Origin of the sequence: Psychroserpens sp. NJDZ02 (genome assembly GCF_004843725.1) — a bacterium.
Lineage (GTDB): Bacteria > Bacteroidota > Bacteroidia > Flavobacteriales > Flavobacteriaceae > Olleya.
This window is the reverse complement of sequence record NZ_CP039451.1, coordinates 4,247,927-4,266,757: the sequence shown is the minus strand read 5'-3', so window position 1 is coordinate 4,266,757 and position 18,831 is coordinate 4,247,927. Positions and strand designations below refer to the sequence as shown.

The window sequence follows — 18,831 nt, the reverse complement described above, 5'->3', positions numbered from 1 at the left end:
GGAGAATTTGTCTGTTCAATTAATTATATGCCGTGCTGTTATCGGTTATTTTATCAAACTTTTGGATCGTTCAAATTCTAAAACGCATTCTTTTAAATTGTTAAAATCCATATCATAACAATAATGCGTATTATTTAATTTGAAATATCGGACGAATTTATACCGATCATCTTCGAAATACAAATATCCGGAATCGTCATGTTCAATTAATTTATAAGTCCAACTTGGTTTATAAATATTAGAGTCAATAAATTTATCAATAATTTCTTCAATAGTACAACTTATGTTTTTATGTTCTAAAACATTTAATACGCCATTAGCTTTATCATTTTCTTCATCAAATTCAACATATAATGTATCTTTTATTTGATATTGAATAAGGTTTTCATCATAAATATCAAAACTAAGAGTATTACACAATGATATGCTGTAATAATCACTAAGTTTTTTATTTATAACTTGGTATTGAGCAGGGAGATTTATGCTAATATTACTGCTAAGATTTAAGGCAGTAACATTATTTTTATTATTTGTAGATCTTATTTCTTTTAGTATAGGTAAAAACTCTTCATTATATGCAATTTCTTTTTTTGAATCTATTTCCTGTAGCACAAATTCGTTTAAGGTTCCATTTAAAGACTTTAATTGCTTTAAGCACTCCTGAAGGTCTCTAATTTCTGTATCATATTGAGATACAACTTTATCTGGGTAAACATAATTAGTTCCATTTGCTAATTCTATTCTGCTAGGCGTTATTTTTACACGTAAATCAAAATCATTTAAATTATATATTGGAGATTCCGCTTGTTCTATTTGTTTTACAAAGCGCTTACTTTTTCTAGTTAATAACGTTAAAGTTCTTGATAATGTAGTGAAATAGTCATCAATTCCTTTAGATATTCCAGCAAGATTAGAATATCCAAGACCAATAGATTCAATGATTCTATCTTGAGATATCGAATATATTTCAATGTCAAACATAAAGGAAGTTATACCTCCTAGGTTACCCTTATTTACAATTTTAACTATAAGCGAAGGGGCATCTAATTTATATTTCTTTATATAAATTTTATTAGGTTTAAAATCATTGAGTATGGTAATTATTGAATCCGCGTTTTTCCTATTTAATTGTAATTCTAAAATTGTATTCTCAATTTTAAGTATTGCTTCTTCATTCTCTTTTTTGATAAAATCTTCGGCAAATTTTATAAGTTTGTCGTAAGTTTTATTGTCAAGAGTATTAAGTTTTATTTTATTTGTTGATGTATCCCAATAAGTACCATAATGATCATTTTTCTCCTGTATGGAATACTTAGTAAGCACACGCAGTGCAATCTCTAAATTTTCTTGCTTATCAATTGATAACTCCTTTAATATTTCGATTTTAGATGTTTGAAATTGTTCTTCAGAGCCACCAACAAATTTAGTTTTGCAACTAATAAGACTCATTGTTGTAAGACAAAATAAGTAAATTTTAAGATTCATTTTTTAAATTGATTACAACGTTTAAAGAATATAATTCCCTTTTAATGAATGACATTCAGAGTTAAACGAAGTTAGTCAAAAAAAACAACAAAGTGAAGGGGTGTCTTTGTACAGAAATAGAATTCCATTCAAATTGTATAAGGGCGACAATGCTTACTGTTGTTGTAAAAAGTTGTTTTTCCTTTTGAACTATTTGAGTAATCAATTCTTTTTTTTTTTTAGGTCATGCTTAGTAGACAAAAGGTAACGATTGTATAGCGGTTTCTTGGTAAGATATAAAAAAGTAAACCAGTTATAATTAATAAAATTACAATTGGTTTTATTCTTTTCTGAAAGTTAATTAAACCTATTAAAAATCTGTTTTTAATAGGTGTGTTCTACACGCATAATCTTAAAGTCTTTTGATAATTTTAAAGGTTTAAAGGCCTCTTTGTTTTGCAACTCTTGCAGTACTGCGTCCATTGCAACAGCATAAGTACTATCCTTTTGTTTATTGGAAGATAGATTGTAATGCGCGTCATAATAATGCTTAATAAACCCTTTGTTAAAAGACGAAAAACCTTGATATTTAAAGTCTCCAGTATTAAATTTTAAATTAATAAGACGTTCTTCGGACGGTATATTTTCATATTCTTTAAGCGTGTTTTTAAGTGCTTTTTCTGAATTTAAGCATAATAATGCACCATCAATAGCAAAGACATAAAAGACGTCGTCTTGATGCGTTTTAGCAAACTCTGCTATGGCTTTAATTGCGTGGTTGACTAGTATTGTTATATCGAATTTTTCAGCTTCGTCAGAAGCTATTAAATGATTTAGTTTGTTTAAATCAATATGTTTTTCGCGATAAAGTCTACAAAACAAGTCGTCGTACTCTTTCGATTTATCATAAGGGGCACCCTTTTTTATAAGAAGGGCGGCAATAGATTCATTATTGGAATAGTACAAAGCAGGTTTGCCATTGTTATCCAGAATATTGAAATCTATACCGCTATGTTCCAATATTTTTTGCAAAGGCGTTAGACTATCATTTTGAACAGCACAATGAAGTGCTGTTTGGCCTTGATTGTTTTGTATATTAATGTTAGAGACAGCTTTTATTAGTTGGGAGGTTAACGTGTTTTGTTTTATGGCAATATGCAACGCTAAATTATCATTAGCATCTTTAATATCTGGTTTTGCTCCATTTTTTATAAGAAATGCGACTAAGTTTTCAGAATAGTCATAACCTCCATCAATAGCAAAATGAAGCGAGGTGATACCTTGCTGGTAACGAGAGTTATATTGATTATTGATATCTGCTCCATTTTTTATAAGGATTTCGGCGCATTCAATGCTATTATTATAAATAGCTTCGTTAAAAGGTGTTTCATTTTCTTCATTTTTTTTATCGATTATAGCGCCGTGTTCTATTAGGTGTTTTACGATTAAAAGCGCACCTTTTCTTGCTGCAATATGAAGGGCTGTCTTTCCGTATGTATCCCCTTTATTTATATCTATTCCGTTTTCTACAAGCAGTTGGACTAGGTTAAGGTGGTTAAAGTTTGCTGCATAGTGAAGCATTGATTGATTAGCATCGTTATCTCTTGTTATATTAATATCGGTACCGTTAGCAAGTGCTAGTTTTATTTTGCTAACATTTCCATTTTGTGCCGCTTGGAATATATCATTATAATTTTCTGCCATATTTTTTTATATTATGTTCTTTTTTTAGGGTTTTATCGGTTAACCTAAGTGATTATTGAAGTCTTATTTTTTAATTGCTTATTTGTAGAGTTCAGCAGAAATAATTCCGTGATAATAAATTGTGTTTACAGTTAAACGAAGTTATAAAAAAATAAGTACAGCTTTTTATAGATCTAAAAACTTATGGGTAGCTATGTGTTAATTAATTTTACACCAATTTAAAAAATCGATAAATACTTGATCCCATTTGTTAATATATTCTTGGTTTTCCGATTGTGGTACTATAGAAAACGAATGGTCTAATTTAGGATAGACCTTAAAAGTCAAATTACTTTTTTTATTCCTAATAAATTCAATAGGAATTAAATAGGCAGACTCTATCGGAACGGCTTTGTCTTTTGCTCCGTGGGCAACATATACTGGGATATCAATTTTTAATAAGTTATCTATTGAGGGTTCTACGGATGAACTCCATTTTTTATAAGAATGGCCTAACCATTGTTTTGTTAAGCTATTAGGATGCTGGTATATGTCTTTTACTTCCTTAAAAATCTTTTCGGTTTCTATAATAGATTCCTCTTCAGTCATTTCTCCGCTTTGGACTAGTTTTCTGACATCTAGTATGAAATCGTAATATTGAGCATTGCCACCGCCTGAAAAATAACCAATGTTAGAAATTTTATTGTTGATTGTTCCTAGTTTAGCAACCACCTCGGTACCTTCTGAATGGCCAAGCACAATAACTTTATGTTGTGCAATGGGATCACTGTTTGTAAGATAATTTATGACTTCATTTGCTTGCCATACTCTATAATTTAGATTGTCATTATCGTAAAATGATTGGGGAGTTTCAAAGTCATTTCCAAATATTTCAAAAGGAATATTCTTTTTAGAAATAGCAACTAACAAGTAGTTGTTTGGAAAGTCTGTTAAATTAAAAGGTAAAGTTTTAATGACTTCGAGATACTTTTTTATTGTTTGATCTTCAGTTTTGGACGTTTTAATTGTATCACTATGCTTAATTAACTTGTAAAAGGGAGCACTTCCAGAGCCTTGAATGTATAAGAGAATATCTTTTTTTAAAGTCTTATCACCATTAGAATAAGTGTGAAAGTTTATTGTATCGTTATTTTTTATAATTGTATGATGGTCAAACTTATGTTCAAAGTATTTTTTTTGAGCAAAACTGTGATTAAACGATAACAACGTAATTACTACTGAAAGAATTAATTTCATAAATGTATTATTTTCTATAGAGACTGAATTAATTTTTAAGTGTTACATTAATTGTTTGCAGTATAGTGGTTTGACTTAGGATTAAGCAATATATTCTAATTTTATTTTGTCCAACGTGTTTTGTGTTTTTCTACTTTAACTAGTTTTCCGTCTATATTGTAAAACTTCCAGTTTCCAGATTTAAAATCTTCTTCCCATTCAGGATTGTTGTAGAATTCCAAAAAAGTTAAATCGTCATAACCACTTTGGTAATGCTTTTCAGCTTTAATGCTTCCATTTTTAAAATACTCTATTAATTTTATATTTACTATTGTTGCATGGCAGCCATCATTTACGTCCTTTAACCAATTATCGTAAGTGAGTGTTCTTAATAAAATGCCTTTAGAATCATAATATTCAAAATCTCCTTGATTCATCCAACATCCAAATTGTGATGCTGATTGCCCTTTAGCTTTTATGTTTCCATTTGAAAAATATTCGATCCATTTTCCTCCTAAGGCTCCTGGACTTTCGTATTCATATTTTGTGGTGACATTAGTGGTAGTATCCAATATAGACTGGTTGTCTAACACGTATTGGTTTTTCTCAATAATTATAGTGTCCTTTTTTATGACAAGTGTTACTCTATTACCGTCTAAGGTATATACAGAATCCATTTTATGTTCCGGTTTTGTTATAATAGTAATCTTATTATTTGCTGTATTAGAGCAATTGTAAAAGGAAAATAAAATAGATATAATTAGTAGTTTTCTCATTTATATTGGGTTGAAACTTTAGCGATGGTTTGTAAAAAAATGTAGAATCATAAGACGTTTTAGGGGAAACAATTTGATTAGTGTTAATTATCGGTTTTATTATCAAATTTTTTGATCCACATCATATATTCATAGTCAACCTCTTTAAGTTCAAAGCTCCCTTTAAGTTCTGTTAAATCACTTTCTATATACATTTTGTTGCCATTACTAATCCATTTTCCATGTGTTTGAATGGTGTCATTTGCTTCAGAAATACTTCTAGTTCCATCTTTATGTCCAAATTGAGTCACTTTGTTTAATTTGATAATTTCGTTGTTATTAAAACTGACGGTTATTAGTCGTCGTATTATACCTTCTGGTAGGTTGTTTTTTCCTGAGGATTTTAAATAGTTGTCAGAATATTGGTCGTACATATAATAAAAGTCATGACATTTTTTAGTTTTACAGAGGTCGTTAAAAGTCGATTTTATAAAACAAATGGTATCCATGGTCTTATTGGTGCTAAAATTCCATTTTGTATTATTTAGTTTTATTTGTTTTTGACGGTCTTCTTTTAAACGGATGGTGTCTAAATTCCATTTTAAACCTTTTCTGCCACTACCTCCAAAAGAGCTAAAAGAATATATGTTTTTATCTTCATAACCTTTTTTATGTATTATTTCAGAAACCATTAAAGGAGGTGCTTCTAGGTGGAAGATAAATTCGGAATAACGTTTTTCCGAAAGTGTAAACATTCCGTTTTGGTCAGTTACGACTTCTCCCACATGACATTGGTTAATAGGGTGTCCATTAAAGTCTGTTATAACACCGGATATTAATGGTCTACTTAGTCTGGAAACGCAAGAGGTTAGGAGTAGGCCAATTGCAATTAAGGTTATATTTTGAAGTTTCATTTTGATTATTGCTGATGTACTATAAATGTGGTTCTATATTAAATACTTTTCAGTATTGTTTAATGATTTCTGTAAGAAGGGTAGAGTAGGTGCTAAGCTTAGTCGTTTGGACTTATTGGATAGCTATTTTTTTTTTTTGCTATAAATGTCAATTTTAGATTGGCTCAAACGCCCGATGTTTTCCATATGTGGTTATCTATTACTTTGTTTAATCATAATATTCAATCCCTTTTCTATTTACCCATCCTTTTTTACCATCGGGGTATTCAAAGCGGGCGAAGTATTCTGTATAATCACTTAAATATTTATATTTCGGAATTAAACCAATATTAGGATAATAGGTGACTAAATTGTTTTTTTCTAACAGTAAGTACGTTCCTTTTTTTGGTTCAATAGTATTATAATCAAAGGGTATTATGGTTTTTTCTTCTTTTAAATCCCAAACACCAAACTTATTTGCTTTTTTTGCGATGATATAACTTGGTTCTAATGGTTTGTAGAAACCAATATAATACCAATAATCTTCAGCACTTATTTTTGAAGTACTATTATTAATAAATCTTACTTTTTTAAATCTTTTAGGTAAGGTTATAATGTCACTAGTACAATCGGATAATAAATAATAACTGATCTCTTGCAGATATTCTTTTTCTTTAAAAATTTTTTTCAAGAAAAATAATTCTTCAACGTGTTTTTTACGCACAATTTCTTCTAGCGCATCTGTAGTTACTCTTTTTTTATCCTCATCAAAGGATTTAGAATCTTCTTGTAGCAAAAACAGCATATAATTAAGACTACCATATTCATCTAGGTTTGTGGCCTCTTTATATCTGTTTAAACTATATGATTGATGTCTGTTTTTAAGAATTATATTCTTATAGGAATAGTAAGTTACGGTACTGTTTGGATCACTATCATTACCCCATCTACTTCTATATTTAACAGGTTTACTAGATTTGTGACCTAAAGTATCTATAAAAAATATGTTGTTTTCTGAGTCAATAACTTGATGGTAAATGGTGGAATAGGGATAGGAAGCTTTTAAGTTGTCTTCAAGTAATTTTCCGTTTAAATTATAGATTGAATTTCTTCCTGAATTAAAAACAGTAGCTATAGTTCCATCTATTTTCAGGGAATCACAAACATTATCAATAATTTTTTTTCCGTTTAGATTAATCCCTATTTTGGCATTTACTATATCAAAACTAATATCAGGATTATAAAAATTTAGCTCTTTGATTATTTGACCATCAATTACAATTTTTTCATCTGTTTTATCTTGTTTGAAAGCTTTGTAGGTATGATTAATATCATCATTCCAGTTAACGTTAAATTTCTGATTATTTTGTTTAAAAATTAAACCCTTGTAATTATCAGAATCAGCTCCGTAGCGGTCTAAAAGGACGATTAAAGGAATATTTTTAACTACTTTAAAGATGTAGGTGCCTAAGGTTTTTTTTCCAGAGTGATCAATTGCTAAATAGTATTTGTCATTTACAAAATAGACGTCGTCTTTAATGTCTCCTTTGTCATTTTCTTGTACAATTCTATGACCAATGAGGGTGTTAGAAATAAATTTAGTATCTATATTTTTAAAGATATCAGCTTCCTCAGAAATTAAGTCCTCGATCTTTTGATATACAGAGTTCTTATCTTGAGCAAGACTAGTGAAGTGAAGAAAAAATAAAAATAGTAAGAGTAACTTATTCATTTTTAACCTATTTTTTAATGATAGATAACGTATTGTGAGTCTAATTCCGTGGGAATACAATATATTAAAAGTGAAACGAAGTTAATTAAAATTACACGGTCAAGTGTCCAAAGTCCTATACTATTACGTTTTCTAAACTTAAATGAAAAAGGCTATAAACCGTTGTTCTATTATAATACTGTATGCAAATTTTATTTTGATGAATCGTCGTATATCTTCCTGAGTTTTGTTGCTAGTCACAATAGATATGAAAGGAGAAACGTAGTTGCGCACGTGCGCTGGTGTGAGTCTGACTACTTTAGTTGGAGCCGTCTATTTGATTAGCAGTTTTACTATTTCAAATCAACCCAATCACCAACACGATTTCTACCTCTGACAAAATCATTATAATCTTTATTAATTATATATAAACGAAAGTTATAATTAGTTTCACTAAAAGAATACTCATCAGTGTCTGATATCAAATTATATACTAGCAAATCAGATACCCATTCAAATGAGTATTTGTTACGACCTAGAGTTCTTATTTTCTTTTTATTTGGTTGTCCATATTTCATAGTTAATTGCCTGTACAATTTTTCAAGGTTCTTTGGCACAGGCTTATTATAATTAGTAAGTGCGCTTAATGCTATAAATTCTCCATTCAAATTCTCTAAAAAACTAACTTTTGGAAAGTATATATCTTTAAAATATGCTGTTGAATCCACACTAGAATATGACATCATATTATAACTAACAGCCCATTTTTTTTTGTTATCATCATTCCATACTTTTTCTTCATCAATTACATGGTAAAGTGAATCAATTTTGAATGTATTTATTTTAGATAATTCAAACTCTATTTTCTTATACTTCAAAGTGTCTTGTTTTGAAGCATTTTTTTTAGTAAAAATTTTATCAAACAATATATTTAATTCTTTATTTAAGATGTTTTTTTGGTCTTCCGAAGGCTTAATATAATCTTTAGGAACAAAGGCATTATTTATTTCTTCAAGATTTATACTGTTTTGAGCATTAGTTTGATAGCCTAAAGTTATTAATAATAATAGTAAAGTAAATGTTCTTTTCATTTGTTATAATTTTATGCGCATTAATCCAATTAAAATAATAGAAGGTAATAGAATGATTATAAAACTAAAAAAACTGAAAACCCACCAATGAATATCGAAACCGTGAGAATAAGCTGTTCCTTCAATTAACCCAGAAATTAAACCTATTAATATTGCTATAATTAATGTTGATTGAAAGTGTTTTTTTGTATGTTTTAGAGCCTTTTTTTTTCGTATACCTAAGATAATTGTAAAAATAGTTGTAAACAAGGTAAGCGTGAGAGATATCATTTTAAGTATTTAGGTTATAATCAGTAAATGTTTTTTAATTGCAGTTAGTCAAAGTCCTGTATAATATTTGTTCCGAACCATTGAAGCGGTGAGTAGTTGTCTTTTTCAAATTCTCTTTTTGTAAGGCAAATCAAATTTGAATTCAGAGCTAATTTTTACCTTCTTCAATCCAGTTGAATTTCGATATTTCTCCAAGTTCTATTTGTCTCATTCGATTTTGTCAGTTACAGGCAACTAGCTATATAATTACTTCTAACCCTGATATCCCATAAATATAACAGGATATAATTAATTTTAAGTACGCATATCCCATAAGGCTACGCCACACAAACCTACAACTAATCCTATACTTATCAAATACGTAGAACTACGTATCTTTATTAAACAGGAATGATTTAGAACTATAACAAAAGTATTATTTTTCGGTAAAGGGGATAAATCGTTGTTAGATTATAGTACTATACGCAAACTTCAATTTGGTGAACCGCCGTATACGTTCCTGAGTTGTATTGCTAGTAGCAATAGAGACGAAAGGACCAACGTAGTTATGTACGTACGGTGGTGTGAGGCGCACTCCGGCTATTTTAGTCTGAGCCGTCTACTCGATTGGCTACAGTTATTTTTCGTTAGTTTAAATTCGGTCAGCGAAATGTTCCGTAAATTTTTTTAATTCCGTTAGAGTAAGCAATTCCGAAACTTGATAAATTCCGAATTCAGATTGGTTTTTAATTCCGATTCCGTATCAATAATAAATTCAGATGATATTTAAAAAGTCAAAACATTTCCCCATTTTAATAGGTAAATAACACATACTGTAATTCCACCACTAATAAATAATGCTCCAGACCAATAAAAAGTTCTCGTTCCCCATTGTTTAAACATCTTTTTACCGTATTCCTTTTCAGCATAGCCATTCGTCAGTTTCCAATAAAGAAAAGTGATTATCAAAAAAAGCGATATTACTATTACTATTATCCCAATATTTTCCATTTTTTAATTTTGTTGCTCTTAATTGTTGCCAACTAGTTATATAATTGCTTCTAATCCTGATATCCCGTAAATATAACAGAATATAATTAATTCTAAGTGCGCATATCTGAGTTGTATTGCTAGTCGCAATAGATGCGAAAGGACCAACGTAGTTACTTGCGTACGGCGGTGTGAGAGGCGCACTCCGACTATTTTAGTTGGAGCTGTCTACTCGATTGGCTTTTAGTGCTTTTTCTCCGCTTATTTATTAGTTTCCTTTTTCGTCAATCCTTAATTCCGTTTTTCATTATAATTTCTCCGATTGTATTTTTAATTAAACTTTTTGTTACAGTAAAATAGATAATTGAAACTAATAAAAAACTCAAAATTTTATTAATTTCAAAAGCAATTTCAAAATTCTTTTCAATTGAAATTGCAACCTTAACATACATAATCCAAATTATAAATAAATCAAATATATAGCCAATGAAAAAGTATTTGTTTTTTTTTTCAAATTTGGATTGATTATTATCTGTTATGAATTTTAAAATTTTAAAAGAAATAACTATTAGAATTGCGTATTGCAAAAATGGTAAAACTCTCCTTTCTAAAGGGAATATTTCAAAATTATAATACCAAACGGAATAAATTAATTTAGAAATAAAACTCAAAATATTGTCAATAAACATTATTAAAAATGATATGAATAGAATATAGAATCTTTTCCATTTAGTTTTTATAGTAACCATTATTCCAGTTAATAAAAATAGATACAAAAATAAATTCACGTATAAGTTTATTCCTAAATTAGGTCTTTGTGTTCTGGGTAATAATGTTTTGTATGAACTGATTAAATTATTAATTAAATAATCTGTTTTATTTCCATTTGTAATTGGTTCGAGAAGTAAACTTAAAACACCTAAAATAAATAATAAAATTCCTATGTAGATTACATTTTTTTTATTCATACTCTTCAATAATAATTTATTTTTAGACCTCAATTTTCAGATTTTAAGACTTGTTTTTCGCATTAAAGCCAACTAGCCATATAATCACTTCTAACCCTGATATCCCGTAAATATAACAGGATATAATTACTTCTAAGTACGCATACTCCATAAGGCTACGCCACACAAACCTACAATTAATCCTATACTTATCAAATACGTAGAACTACGAATCTTTATTAGACAGGAACAATTTATAACAATAGCATAAATATTAGTTTTCAGTAAAAGCTATAAATCGTTGTTATATTATTGTGCTATACGCAAATTTCAATTTGGTGAACTGTCGTATACGTTCCTGAGTTCCATTATTAGTAGCAATAGAGACGAAAGGACTAACATAGTTGCGTAAGTCGGAGCTGTCAATGTGATTAGCAACTGTTTTTTATTTTCGATTCATAATTTTGAGGAATAAAAACATAATTTTCAGATTTTTCAATCATAATTTCAAGTAGTTTTTCAATATCTTCAACATTGTATTCTACTGTTTTTATTGTTACCGCTGATTTTGATTTGAAATTAAGCTCTAGGTTTTTACTAAATCGGTCAAATTGAATTTGAGTGAGTTCATTCAGATTTCTTTTTTGAGTCCAACGGTTGTTTAAAATTAGTTCATTATCTTTTATGAATAGAGTGTATGGTTTTTTGATTTTATAAACGAAATACATACTAAATTTAGTAATTGGATCAGACCATAAAATAAGAACTATAAAAATTAAGTTTTTATAATTCTCGTTCAGAAATATGAGTGTTGTCCAAAATGTTGCAATCACTAATAAAAATCCACCTATTTTCTTTCTTTGGCTTCTAATTCGAAAGTCTGATTCAAAGTTTTTGTTTGCAATAGAATATTCTTCTAAAAAAGATATTAAGAAAATCAAAACGATTAATGAGATATTGAGAAAAAGAGGAAAGTCGGTTTCCATTACTTGACCATAAGTCAAAATCGCAATTAATAATATATATGCTACAAAGTACTTCATTTGTTTTTTTTAGCTTACCTACAACTAGTTATATAATTACTTCTAACCCTGATATCCCGTAAATATAACAGGATATATTTACTTTTAAATACGCATATCCCATAAGGCTAAGCCACACAAACCTACAACTAATCCTATTCTTATCAAATACGTAATATTATGTGTCTTTATTAGACAGGAACAATTTATAACAATACCATAAATATTAGTTGTAGGTAAAGGCTATAAATCGTTGTTAGATTATAGTACTATACGTAAACTTCAATTTGGTGAACCGCCGTATACGTTACTGAGTTGTATTGCTAGTAGTAATGGAGACGAAAGGACCAACGTGGTTGCGTACGTGCGGTGGTTTGAGAGGTGCACTCCGGCTATTTTAGTCGGAGCCGTCTACTCGATTAGCAACTGGGCTTTCTATATGATATCAATAATTAATCTTTTTTAAGATTTTCTTTCTTTTGAGTAACATTTTGTAATTTATGTAGGTCAATAAACTTATTGTATTTATTATATGTAATAGTATCTTACAGAAGTAAGTTTTGATTTTAATGTTTCTGTTAATTGAATGGTGATTTTATTCTTATCCTGTAATTTGTCGTAATAGCAATTACCATATAACGTACCTTGTTTATCTGAATAAAAACCTTCAAGGCTAATAATCTGAGCATCTAGGCTTGAAGATAGGCTTTGACTATAAATTGATGTTAGTGTTGAAACAGAATAGGTGCTGGGATTATTCACAGATTTTTTTTTAAAGCTAAATATACTTATTTTTCTTACTACTAGAACATACCTTTTAATTCCATACAGCGCAATTTCTAGTAGAAGTATAATCCATATAGCTCAAGTTTTTCTTTTATTTAAAAAACTAATCAGACCTCGTTTTTTTAATTTTCATCTTATCTTCTTCAGAAAAAGACCTATAGTATTTTAGATGTTTTTCCTTTAATAATTCTAATTCATAATAGTCATTTTTTTGTAGTTCTGCATTGAATTTATTATTATTCCAAGGTGATAAAAAACGATATATAAATTCACTGTCGTAATGAGGGTCTTCTTTTGTAAATCTACTTTTACATTTATATAAAAATTCTATAACATAGGATAAAACAATAGTCCTCTCTGAGAAAGTAAGATTCTTTGCTGTTCGAACTTCTTTAGATGCTAATTGTGCTGAGTAATAATGTAATATACCGAAATAAAGACTCGAACTTGTTTTGCTTTTCCTGTAGATTTTTTGTAAATTTTTCTTGTGTATAACTAAGGTACTATCTTTGTTTTTTGACCAAATATATTTCCCAAAATTATACACATTATCTATATTATCAGCTTCTACAATTTCATCAGTTATTATCTTATATGAACTGCATGATGAAAAAGCCAATAAAACTATGCTAAGGAAAAAATATAACTTTAGTCTTTTTAATAAAACTCTTCTTACTTTTATTTTATTTGTAGAAAACATTTACTTCCTTTTTTAAGATTTCTGCTTGATATTTATGGGAATAAACCCTAGAAGAAGTGTAATCATCTATATAATTTTAGTTTCCCTTGTTGTGTGCTAATCAGATCTCATTTTTTTTAACCTAACTGTATCTAGTGGAGGAAGATGTGTATATTCTTCTAAATGATGTTTTTTTAAAAACTTTAACCCATAATAATCATGTTTTTTAAATTCTTCATTATATCTGTTTCTATAATTGTATTCAAAAGATAATAATCTGTTTATAATTTTTTTATCTTTATAAAAGTCGTTTTTTGATCTGTTGCGATATAGGAAATCTGTTAGATACCCTGCGATATAAGCTCTTTCAGTAAAAGTAAGTCCTTTATTGATTTTACTCTTTTCATATTTATATGCTATATAATATAGATATTTTTGTAGTGACGAAAAATAATTATTATTACCTTTCGAATACTTTTTTGATATAATTTTTAAGTTCTTTAAATGAAAATAAATTGTACTATCCTTTTTTCTTGACCAAATAAACTTGCCAAAATCGTGAAAACTCTCTAGCTCTATATCTTTTAATAAATCATCATCTGTAATAGTTTTTTCTAGGCTATTACAAGAAATTATTAATAATATTATTATCGTGAATAAGTTCTTTTTCAAGTAAGGTTTAGCTATAATATTTTTTAATTTCATCTTTTAATAATTCAGTCGGTTTCAGATTCAAATATTGTAATTCTTTCTTGCCAATTAAATCAATAATTTGGGTTGGTGTTATCTCTTCAAATTTTTTGTTTTTCATTTTTTATTTTGAATAGCGCACAACTAGTTATATAATTACTTCTAACCCTGATATCCCGTAAATATAACAGGATAGAATTACTTTTAAGTACGCATATCCCATAAGGCTACACCACACAAACCTACAACTAATCCTATACTTATCAAATACGTAGAACTACGTATCTTTATTAGACAAGAATGATTTATAACAATATCATAAATATTAATTTTCAGTAAAATCTATAAATCGTTGTTATATTATAGTACTATACGCAAACTTCAATTTGGTGAACCGCCGTATACGTTCCTGAGTTGTATTGCTAGTAGCAATAGAGACGAGAGGATCAACGTAGTTACGTACGTACGGTGGTGTGAGAGGCGCACTCTGGTTATTTTAGTCGGAGCCGTCTACTTGGTTAACAAATGTTTTTTAATTGCAGTTAGTCAAAGGATTTCCACAAAGCCATTTATTTTCAATCCAACCAACATATTTATTATACTGAATTTTTGTCCAATCTCCGCAAATATCTTTTAATCTAAGTTCAATAACTTCTTCTTTAATAATCGTAATAACTTTTCCATTATTAGGCGTTTCCAAAAGTTTTAAATGTTGATTTCCATAATTTCTTGTATCAACCGAAATTACAGAACCGTGAATCCAACCTTCACTATTAGGGATTTTAATATCGGTTTCCATTCCGTATATTGGACTTTTTATTTTAAACCATCCATCTTTTGACTCCGTTAAAGTTATAAAATAATCGTGATTTAATTCATCGACTATTAACTTTGTAATTATTTTACCTTTTGGAGTTTTACGAATATTAGTTCCCGATTTATCAGGATCATTTAGATATACTCTCAACACACTTGAAGAGCATTTATTCACAGATAAATGATTATTACTTTTTTTTACAATTTTGGTGTCTCCTTTTGATACTAATGAATTTAATTTGTTTTCATTATTTGTATCCTGTTTACAAGAGCTTAAAAGAAATATAAAAATACTACAGGTAATTATTTTTTTCATTTTTCAAAATTTGCTAATGCTTATGTATAAGATTAGTTGCGTGTTTTAAGTACTAAAGTTAGTAAATAATTACAGAATTGAAAGTCTATAAGTACTTTCGTAAGTAAACTAAAAGCTAACAATTAATTTTACACGGTGTGTGTGCTCAGCATGGGCCTCTTTCATTTACGAAAGGTAAATAATTAATCTAGAGGGTGCAAGTCCATTATGCGCAAGAGTAGCCCTTCGGCTACGTTCAGGACAGGCTTATTGAAGCATTAGTAAGTCGCAAGGGAGAAAAGCCCTTTGGTGTGATGATTTACGAACCGCCGTATACGTTACTGAGTTGTATTGCTAGTAGCAATAGAGACAAAAGGACCAACGTGGTTGCGTACGTGCGGTGGTTTGAGAGGTGCACTCCGGCTATTTTAGTCGGAGCCGTCTACTCGATTAGGTGCAGTTTTTTATTTTATTCAGTCCAATCCATTCGTGTTCGATATCTTTCATTAAAAGAGCATTATCAAATTTCACAGAACCTTTCGGGAAAATATTTTCATTCTCAAAAAAGCTTGATTTCACATCCTCAACATCTAAAAGTGATACTTTCCAATTATATGCTTTTAACTCAAGTCCATCGTAGTCATTTTTGTCAGGTGAATATCCAACAGAACCATTTTCAAAGAAATCAGAAACACATTGGAGGTTTTCAAATACACTTCCGCTATTCCAAGTTTCAGTTTCTTTTGCTTTAATTGATAAAGAAGTTTTGTCATCGCTTACAAATCCAACTTCATAATTACCATTATTCTCATTTACTGTAAAATTGGCTAAATGATGAATTCCAGGAAATATCGTTCCGCCAGCTAAAGAATTTAGTTTTGAAGAAGTATCTCTCCTTGGAATATAAACTCCTTCTTTTTGGATGCCATTTTCAGTCCATTCAACTGCAATTCTGTGTGCTCCATTTTCAGAGGAGATTCCAATTTGTTTTGGTAAACCTTTTGGTCTAATCTCTTTTAGTCTGATTAAACAAATGCCTGCAATTCCTTTTCCGTTTACCAATTTAGGTTTAAAAGGTTTCGGTAAAAATTTTTCCAGAACCTCTTTGTCAACTTGATAGTTGATTAAAATCCTTCTGTCTATTATTCCTTTTATTTTCGGTATTTTCATTGATTTTTTTTGCAATTGCACCTAACTAGTCATATAATCACTTCTAACCCTGATATCCCATAAATATAACGGAATATAATTAATTATAAGTACGCATATCCCATAAGGCTACTCCACACAAACCTACAACTAAACCTATACTTATCAAACACGTAATACTACGTGTCTTTATTAAACAGGAATGATTTATAACAATAGCATAAATATTACTTTTCAGTAAAGGCTATAAACGTTTGTTAGATTATAGTACTATACGCAAATTTCAATTTGGTGAACCGCCGTATACGTTCCTGAGTTGTATTGCTAGTAGCAATAGAGACGAAAGGATCAACGTAGTTACGTACGTACGGTGGTGTGAGAGGCGCACTCCGGCTATTTTAGTCGGAGCCGTCTACTCGATTACCACACGTTTTTATTCGTACAGTTTATAATTTTTAGTCCAGTAGTTTTTTATAAAATCCCACTTGTCTGCATAATATTCAGGTTCTCTTTTTACTTTCTTCACTAATTCTTTATTGTCTCCAATCACTTTTGAAATGAATATTCCTGTTTCGTATTCGCCTTCACATCCTATTCCCGAAATATTTCCAATTCTCACAGCTTTTGTTGATTCTAAAAAATATAAGTCACTATCCCAATTTGAGTCAGCACATCCACTTCTATGATAAGAGTAGTAGTAATTCGTATTCTTAATTTTCACAGAAGATGGAAAATTCGAAAAATTCTCTATTTCAAGAAAAGTATTTGATTCAGAGTTGAATATAAGAATTTCGTTTACATCAGGAACGTTTGTTATAAAATGCAATTCAATATCTAAAAAACCATCTTCGTTAAAGTCGGTAAAAACAAATTCGTAGGGATTATTATCATTCCGATAGAGTTCTTTTCCATCCAAAGATTTTAGTTGGAAAAAATCATATTCCTTTAAGCAAGTTTTAAACTCAATTCCGTTTTGAGATTGCTCTTTACAAACAATTATATTCTCTTCTGAAACAATTTCTTTTGGCTCGTTTGTTTTCAATTCCGATTCACTTGTTTTTTGCTTACAAGACAAAATCAAGAGGAAGATTGTTAATATGCAGATTGTTTTTCTCAAATGTGTGGTAACTAGTTATATAATCACTTCTAACCCTGATATCCCGTAAATATAACAGGATATAATTAATTTTAAGTACGCATATCCCATAAGGCTAAGCCACACAAACCTACAACTAATCCTATTCTTATCAAATACGTAATATTATGTGTCTTTATTAGACAGGAACAATTTATAACACTACCATAACTATTAGTTTGCAGTAAAGGCTATAAACGTTTGTTAGATTATAGTACTATACGCAAATTTCAATTTGGTGAACCGCCGTATACGTTCCTGAGTTGTATTGCTAGTAGCGATAGAGACGAAAGGACCAACGTAGTTATTTACGTGCGGTGGTGTGAGAGGCGCACTCCGGCTATTTTAGTCGGAGCCGTCTACTCGATTGTGGGCAGTTATTCCGCCATCTTTAATATTAATTCGTATGGAATAATTCCAGCAATTTCCGATTCCGAAAACCAATGAATTTCATCCCCAAACATATAATTCATTACAATTGTAACCTTTTCTTTTTTAGTTGCTCTCATATTCCATCTCAAACCCCAAAAATAAAGTTCAACATCTACATCTGCATCTGTTGTTGGATGTTCAAATTCTCCTTGTAAACATAAATTTCCACGATTCAAGTATTCGATATTAAACCAACCTTTTGTAATTCCATCTTCTTCTCTTAGACTTACATCGATTGAATAATTGAGTGTGAATTTTTCATTAGAATTAGAAAATTCAGCTTCCCAGAATTCGTGAAGTGGTTCTGTTCGATAGTCAAGTCTATCAACCTTACATTTCGCTTCCCAAGTTCTTTTCGATTCTAATATTTGTTCTTTATTAATTGATAATGTCAAAGAACGTTTTCCATGTGCTAAATCGTGGCATACAGGACAAAGAACAGCTAAATTCTCATATGAATTGTCTTGGGTGTTTTCGTATTCGGTTATGTGATGAATAATAAATGTCTTGCCTTTTTGACCAAGACAACAGCAACAAGTATAATTATTGTTGAGTAATAAACTATTAGCAATTTCTTTTTCAATTGGTTTTCTTGAAATTGCGGACTTTATATTCTTTGCTTCAATCTTTGTGATAGAATACTTTTCGATAAGGTTTTTCTGTGATGTATTTTTTACTGTAGTAATGGTCAGATTATTTTTAAAAAGCTTTTCCGCCAAATTTTGACTTATTCCATACTTCATAAAGTTTGATACAATTCTCTCCATTAATTATCGTGCTGTTTTTAATCCTGTCCAACTCTGAATCT

Annotated in this window: 18 protein-coding genes; all 18 read right to left on the bottom strand. The window is 29.5% G+C overall.

What is annotated here, in order from left to right:
- Positions 1-45 precede the first annotated feature (45 nt).
- The 18 genes from E9099_RS18845 to E9099_RS18765 all read right to left on the bottom strand — a co-directional run bounded on the left by E9099_RS18845 (position 46) and on the right by E9099_RS18765 (position 18,790).
- Positions 46-1,485, bottom strand: a complete 1,440-nt coding sequence (locus tag E9099_RS18845) for a hypothetical protein (RefSeq protein WP_136585049.1) — start codon at positions 1,483-1,485, stop codon at positions 46-48.
- Positions 1,486-1,848: 363 nt separating this feature from the next.
- A complete protein-coding gene (locus tag E9099_RS18840) occupies positions 1,849-3,168 on the bottom strand; it encodes an ankyrin repeat domain-containing protein (protein WP_136585048.1) in 1,320 nt (439 codons plus the stop codon).
- A 198-nt stretch (positions 3,169-3,366) separates the two neighbouring features.
- On the bottom strand, positions 3,367-4,404 hold the full coding sequence (locus E9099_RS18835; protein WP_136585047.1) for an alpha/beta fold hydrolase: 1,038 nt from the start codon (positions 4,402-4,404) through the stop codon (positions 3,367-3,369).
- A gap of 101 nt (positions 4,405-4,505) precedes the next feature.
- Positions 4,506-5,159: a hypothetical protein gene (locus tag E9099_RS18830; RefSeq protein WP_136585046.1), complete on the bottom strand. Its 654-nt coding sequence runs from the start codon at positions 5,157-5,159 to the stop codon at positions 4,506-4,508.
- Between the two features lie 83 nt (positions 5,160-5,242).
- Positions 5,243-6,052, bottom strand: coding sequence for a hypothetical protein (locus E9099_RS18825; RefSeq protein ID WP_136585045.1), 810 nt, complete (start codon positions 6,050-6,052; stop codon positions 5,243-5,245).
- 208 nt (positions 6,053-6,260) lie between these two features.
- Positions 6,261-7,763: a hypothetical protein gene (locus E9099_RS18820; RefSeq protein WP_136585044.1), complete on the bottom strand. Its 1,503-nt coding sequence runs from the start codon at positions 7,761-7,763 to the stop codon at positions 6,261-6,263.
- 332 nt (positions 7,764-8,095) lie between these two features.
- Positions 8,096-8,833, bottom strand: a complete 738-nt coding sequence (locus tag E9099_RS18815) for a hypothetical protein (protein ID WP_136585043.1) — start codon at positions 8,831-8,833, stop codon at positions 8,096-8,098.
- Positions 8,834-9,868: 1,035 nt separating this feature from the next.
- Entirely contained in the window at positions 9,869-10,093 is a 225-nt protein-coding gene (locus E9099_RS18810) for a hypothetical protein (protein WP_136585042.1), read from the bottom strand.
- 263 nt (positions 10,094-10,356) lie between these two features.
- Positions 10,357-11,040 (bottom strand): hypothetical protein, encoded by a 684-nt coding sequence (locus E9099_RS18805; protein ID WP_136585041.1) that lies wholly within the window; start codon positions 11,038-11,040, stop codon positions 10,357-10,359.
- Between the two features lie 410 nt (positions 11,041-11,450).
- Positions 11,451-12,062 (bottom strand): hypothetical protein, encoded by a 612-nt coding sequence (locus tag E9099_RS18800; protein WP_136585040.1) that lies wholly within the window; start codon positions 12,060-12,062, stop codon positions 11,451-11,453.
- Between the two features lie 507 nt (positions 12,063-12,569).
- Positions 12,570-12,803 (bottom strand): hypothetical protein, encoded by a 234-nt coding sequence (locus E9099_RS18795; protein WP_136585039.1) that lies wholly within the window; start codon positions 12,801-12,803, stop codon positions 12,570-12,572.
- Positions 12,804-12,930: 127 nt separating this feature from the next.
- The gene (locus E9099_RS18790; RefSeq protein ID WP_136585038.1) at positions 12,931-13,527 is read right to left on the bottom strand and encodes a hypothetical protein; all 597 of its coding nucleotides are present in this window, start codon (positions 13,525-13,527) and stop codon (positions 12,931-12,933) included.
- A 96-nt stretch (positions 13,528-13,623) separates the two neighbouring features.
- Entirely contained in the window at positions 13,624-14,178 is a 555-nt protein-coding gene (locus tag E9099_RS18785; protein WP_136585037.1) for a hypothetical protein, read from the bottom strand.
- A gap of 7 nt (positions 14,179-14,185) precedes the next feature.
- Positions 14,186-14,317 carry a hypothetical protein gene (locus E9099_RS19640; protein ID WP_262710415.1) on the bottom strand — a complete coding sequence of 44 codons (132 nt, stop codon included), beginning with the start codon at positions 14,315-14,317 and terminating at the stop codon, positions 14,186-14,188.
- A gap of 411 nt (positions 14,318-14,728) precedes the next feature.
- Positions 14,729-15,328 carry an SH3 domain-containing protein gene (locus E9099_RS18780; protein ID WP_136585036.1) on the bottom strand — a complete coding sequence of 200 codons (600 nt, stop codon included), beginning with the start codon at positions 15,326-15,328 and terminating at the stop codon, positions 14,729-14,731.
- Between the two features lie 429 nt (positions 15,329-15,757).
- Positions 15,758-16,477 (bottom strand): DUF2071 domain-containing protein, encoded by a 720-nt coding sequence (locus E9099_RS18775; protein ID WP_136585035.1) that lies wholly within the window; start codon positions 16,475-16,477, stop codon positions 15,758-15,760.
- A 412-nt stretch (positions 16,478-16,889) separates the two neighbouring features.
- A complete protein-coding gene (locus E9099_RS18770) occupies positions 16,890-17,531 on the bottom strand; it encodes a hypothetical protein (RefSeq protein WP_136585034.1) in 642 nt (213 codons plus the stop codon).
- Positions 17,532-17,968: 437 nt separating this feature from the next.
- The gene (locus tag E9099_RS18765) at positions 17,969-18,790 is read right to left on the bottom strand and encodes an HNH endonuclease signature motif containing protein (RefSeq protein WP_136585033.1); all 822 of its coding nucleotides are present in this window, start codon (positions 18,788-18,790) and stop codon (positions 17,969-17,971) included.
- Positions 18,791-18,831 lie beyond the last annotated feature (41 nt).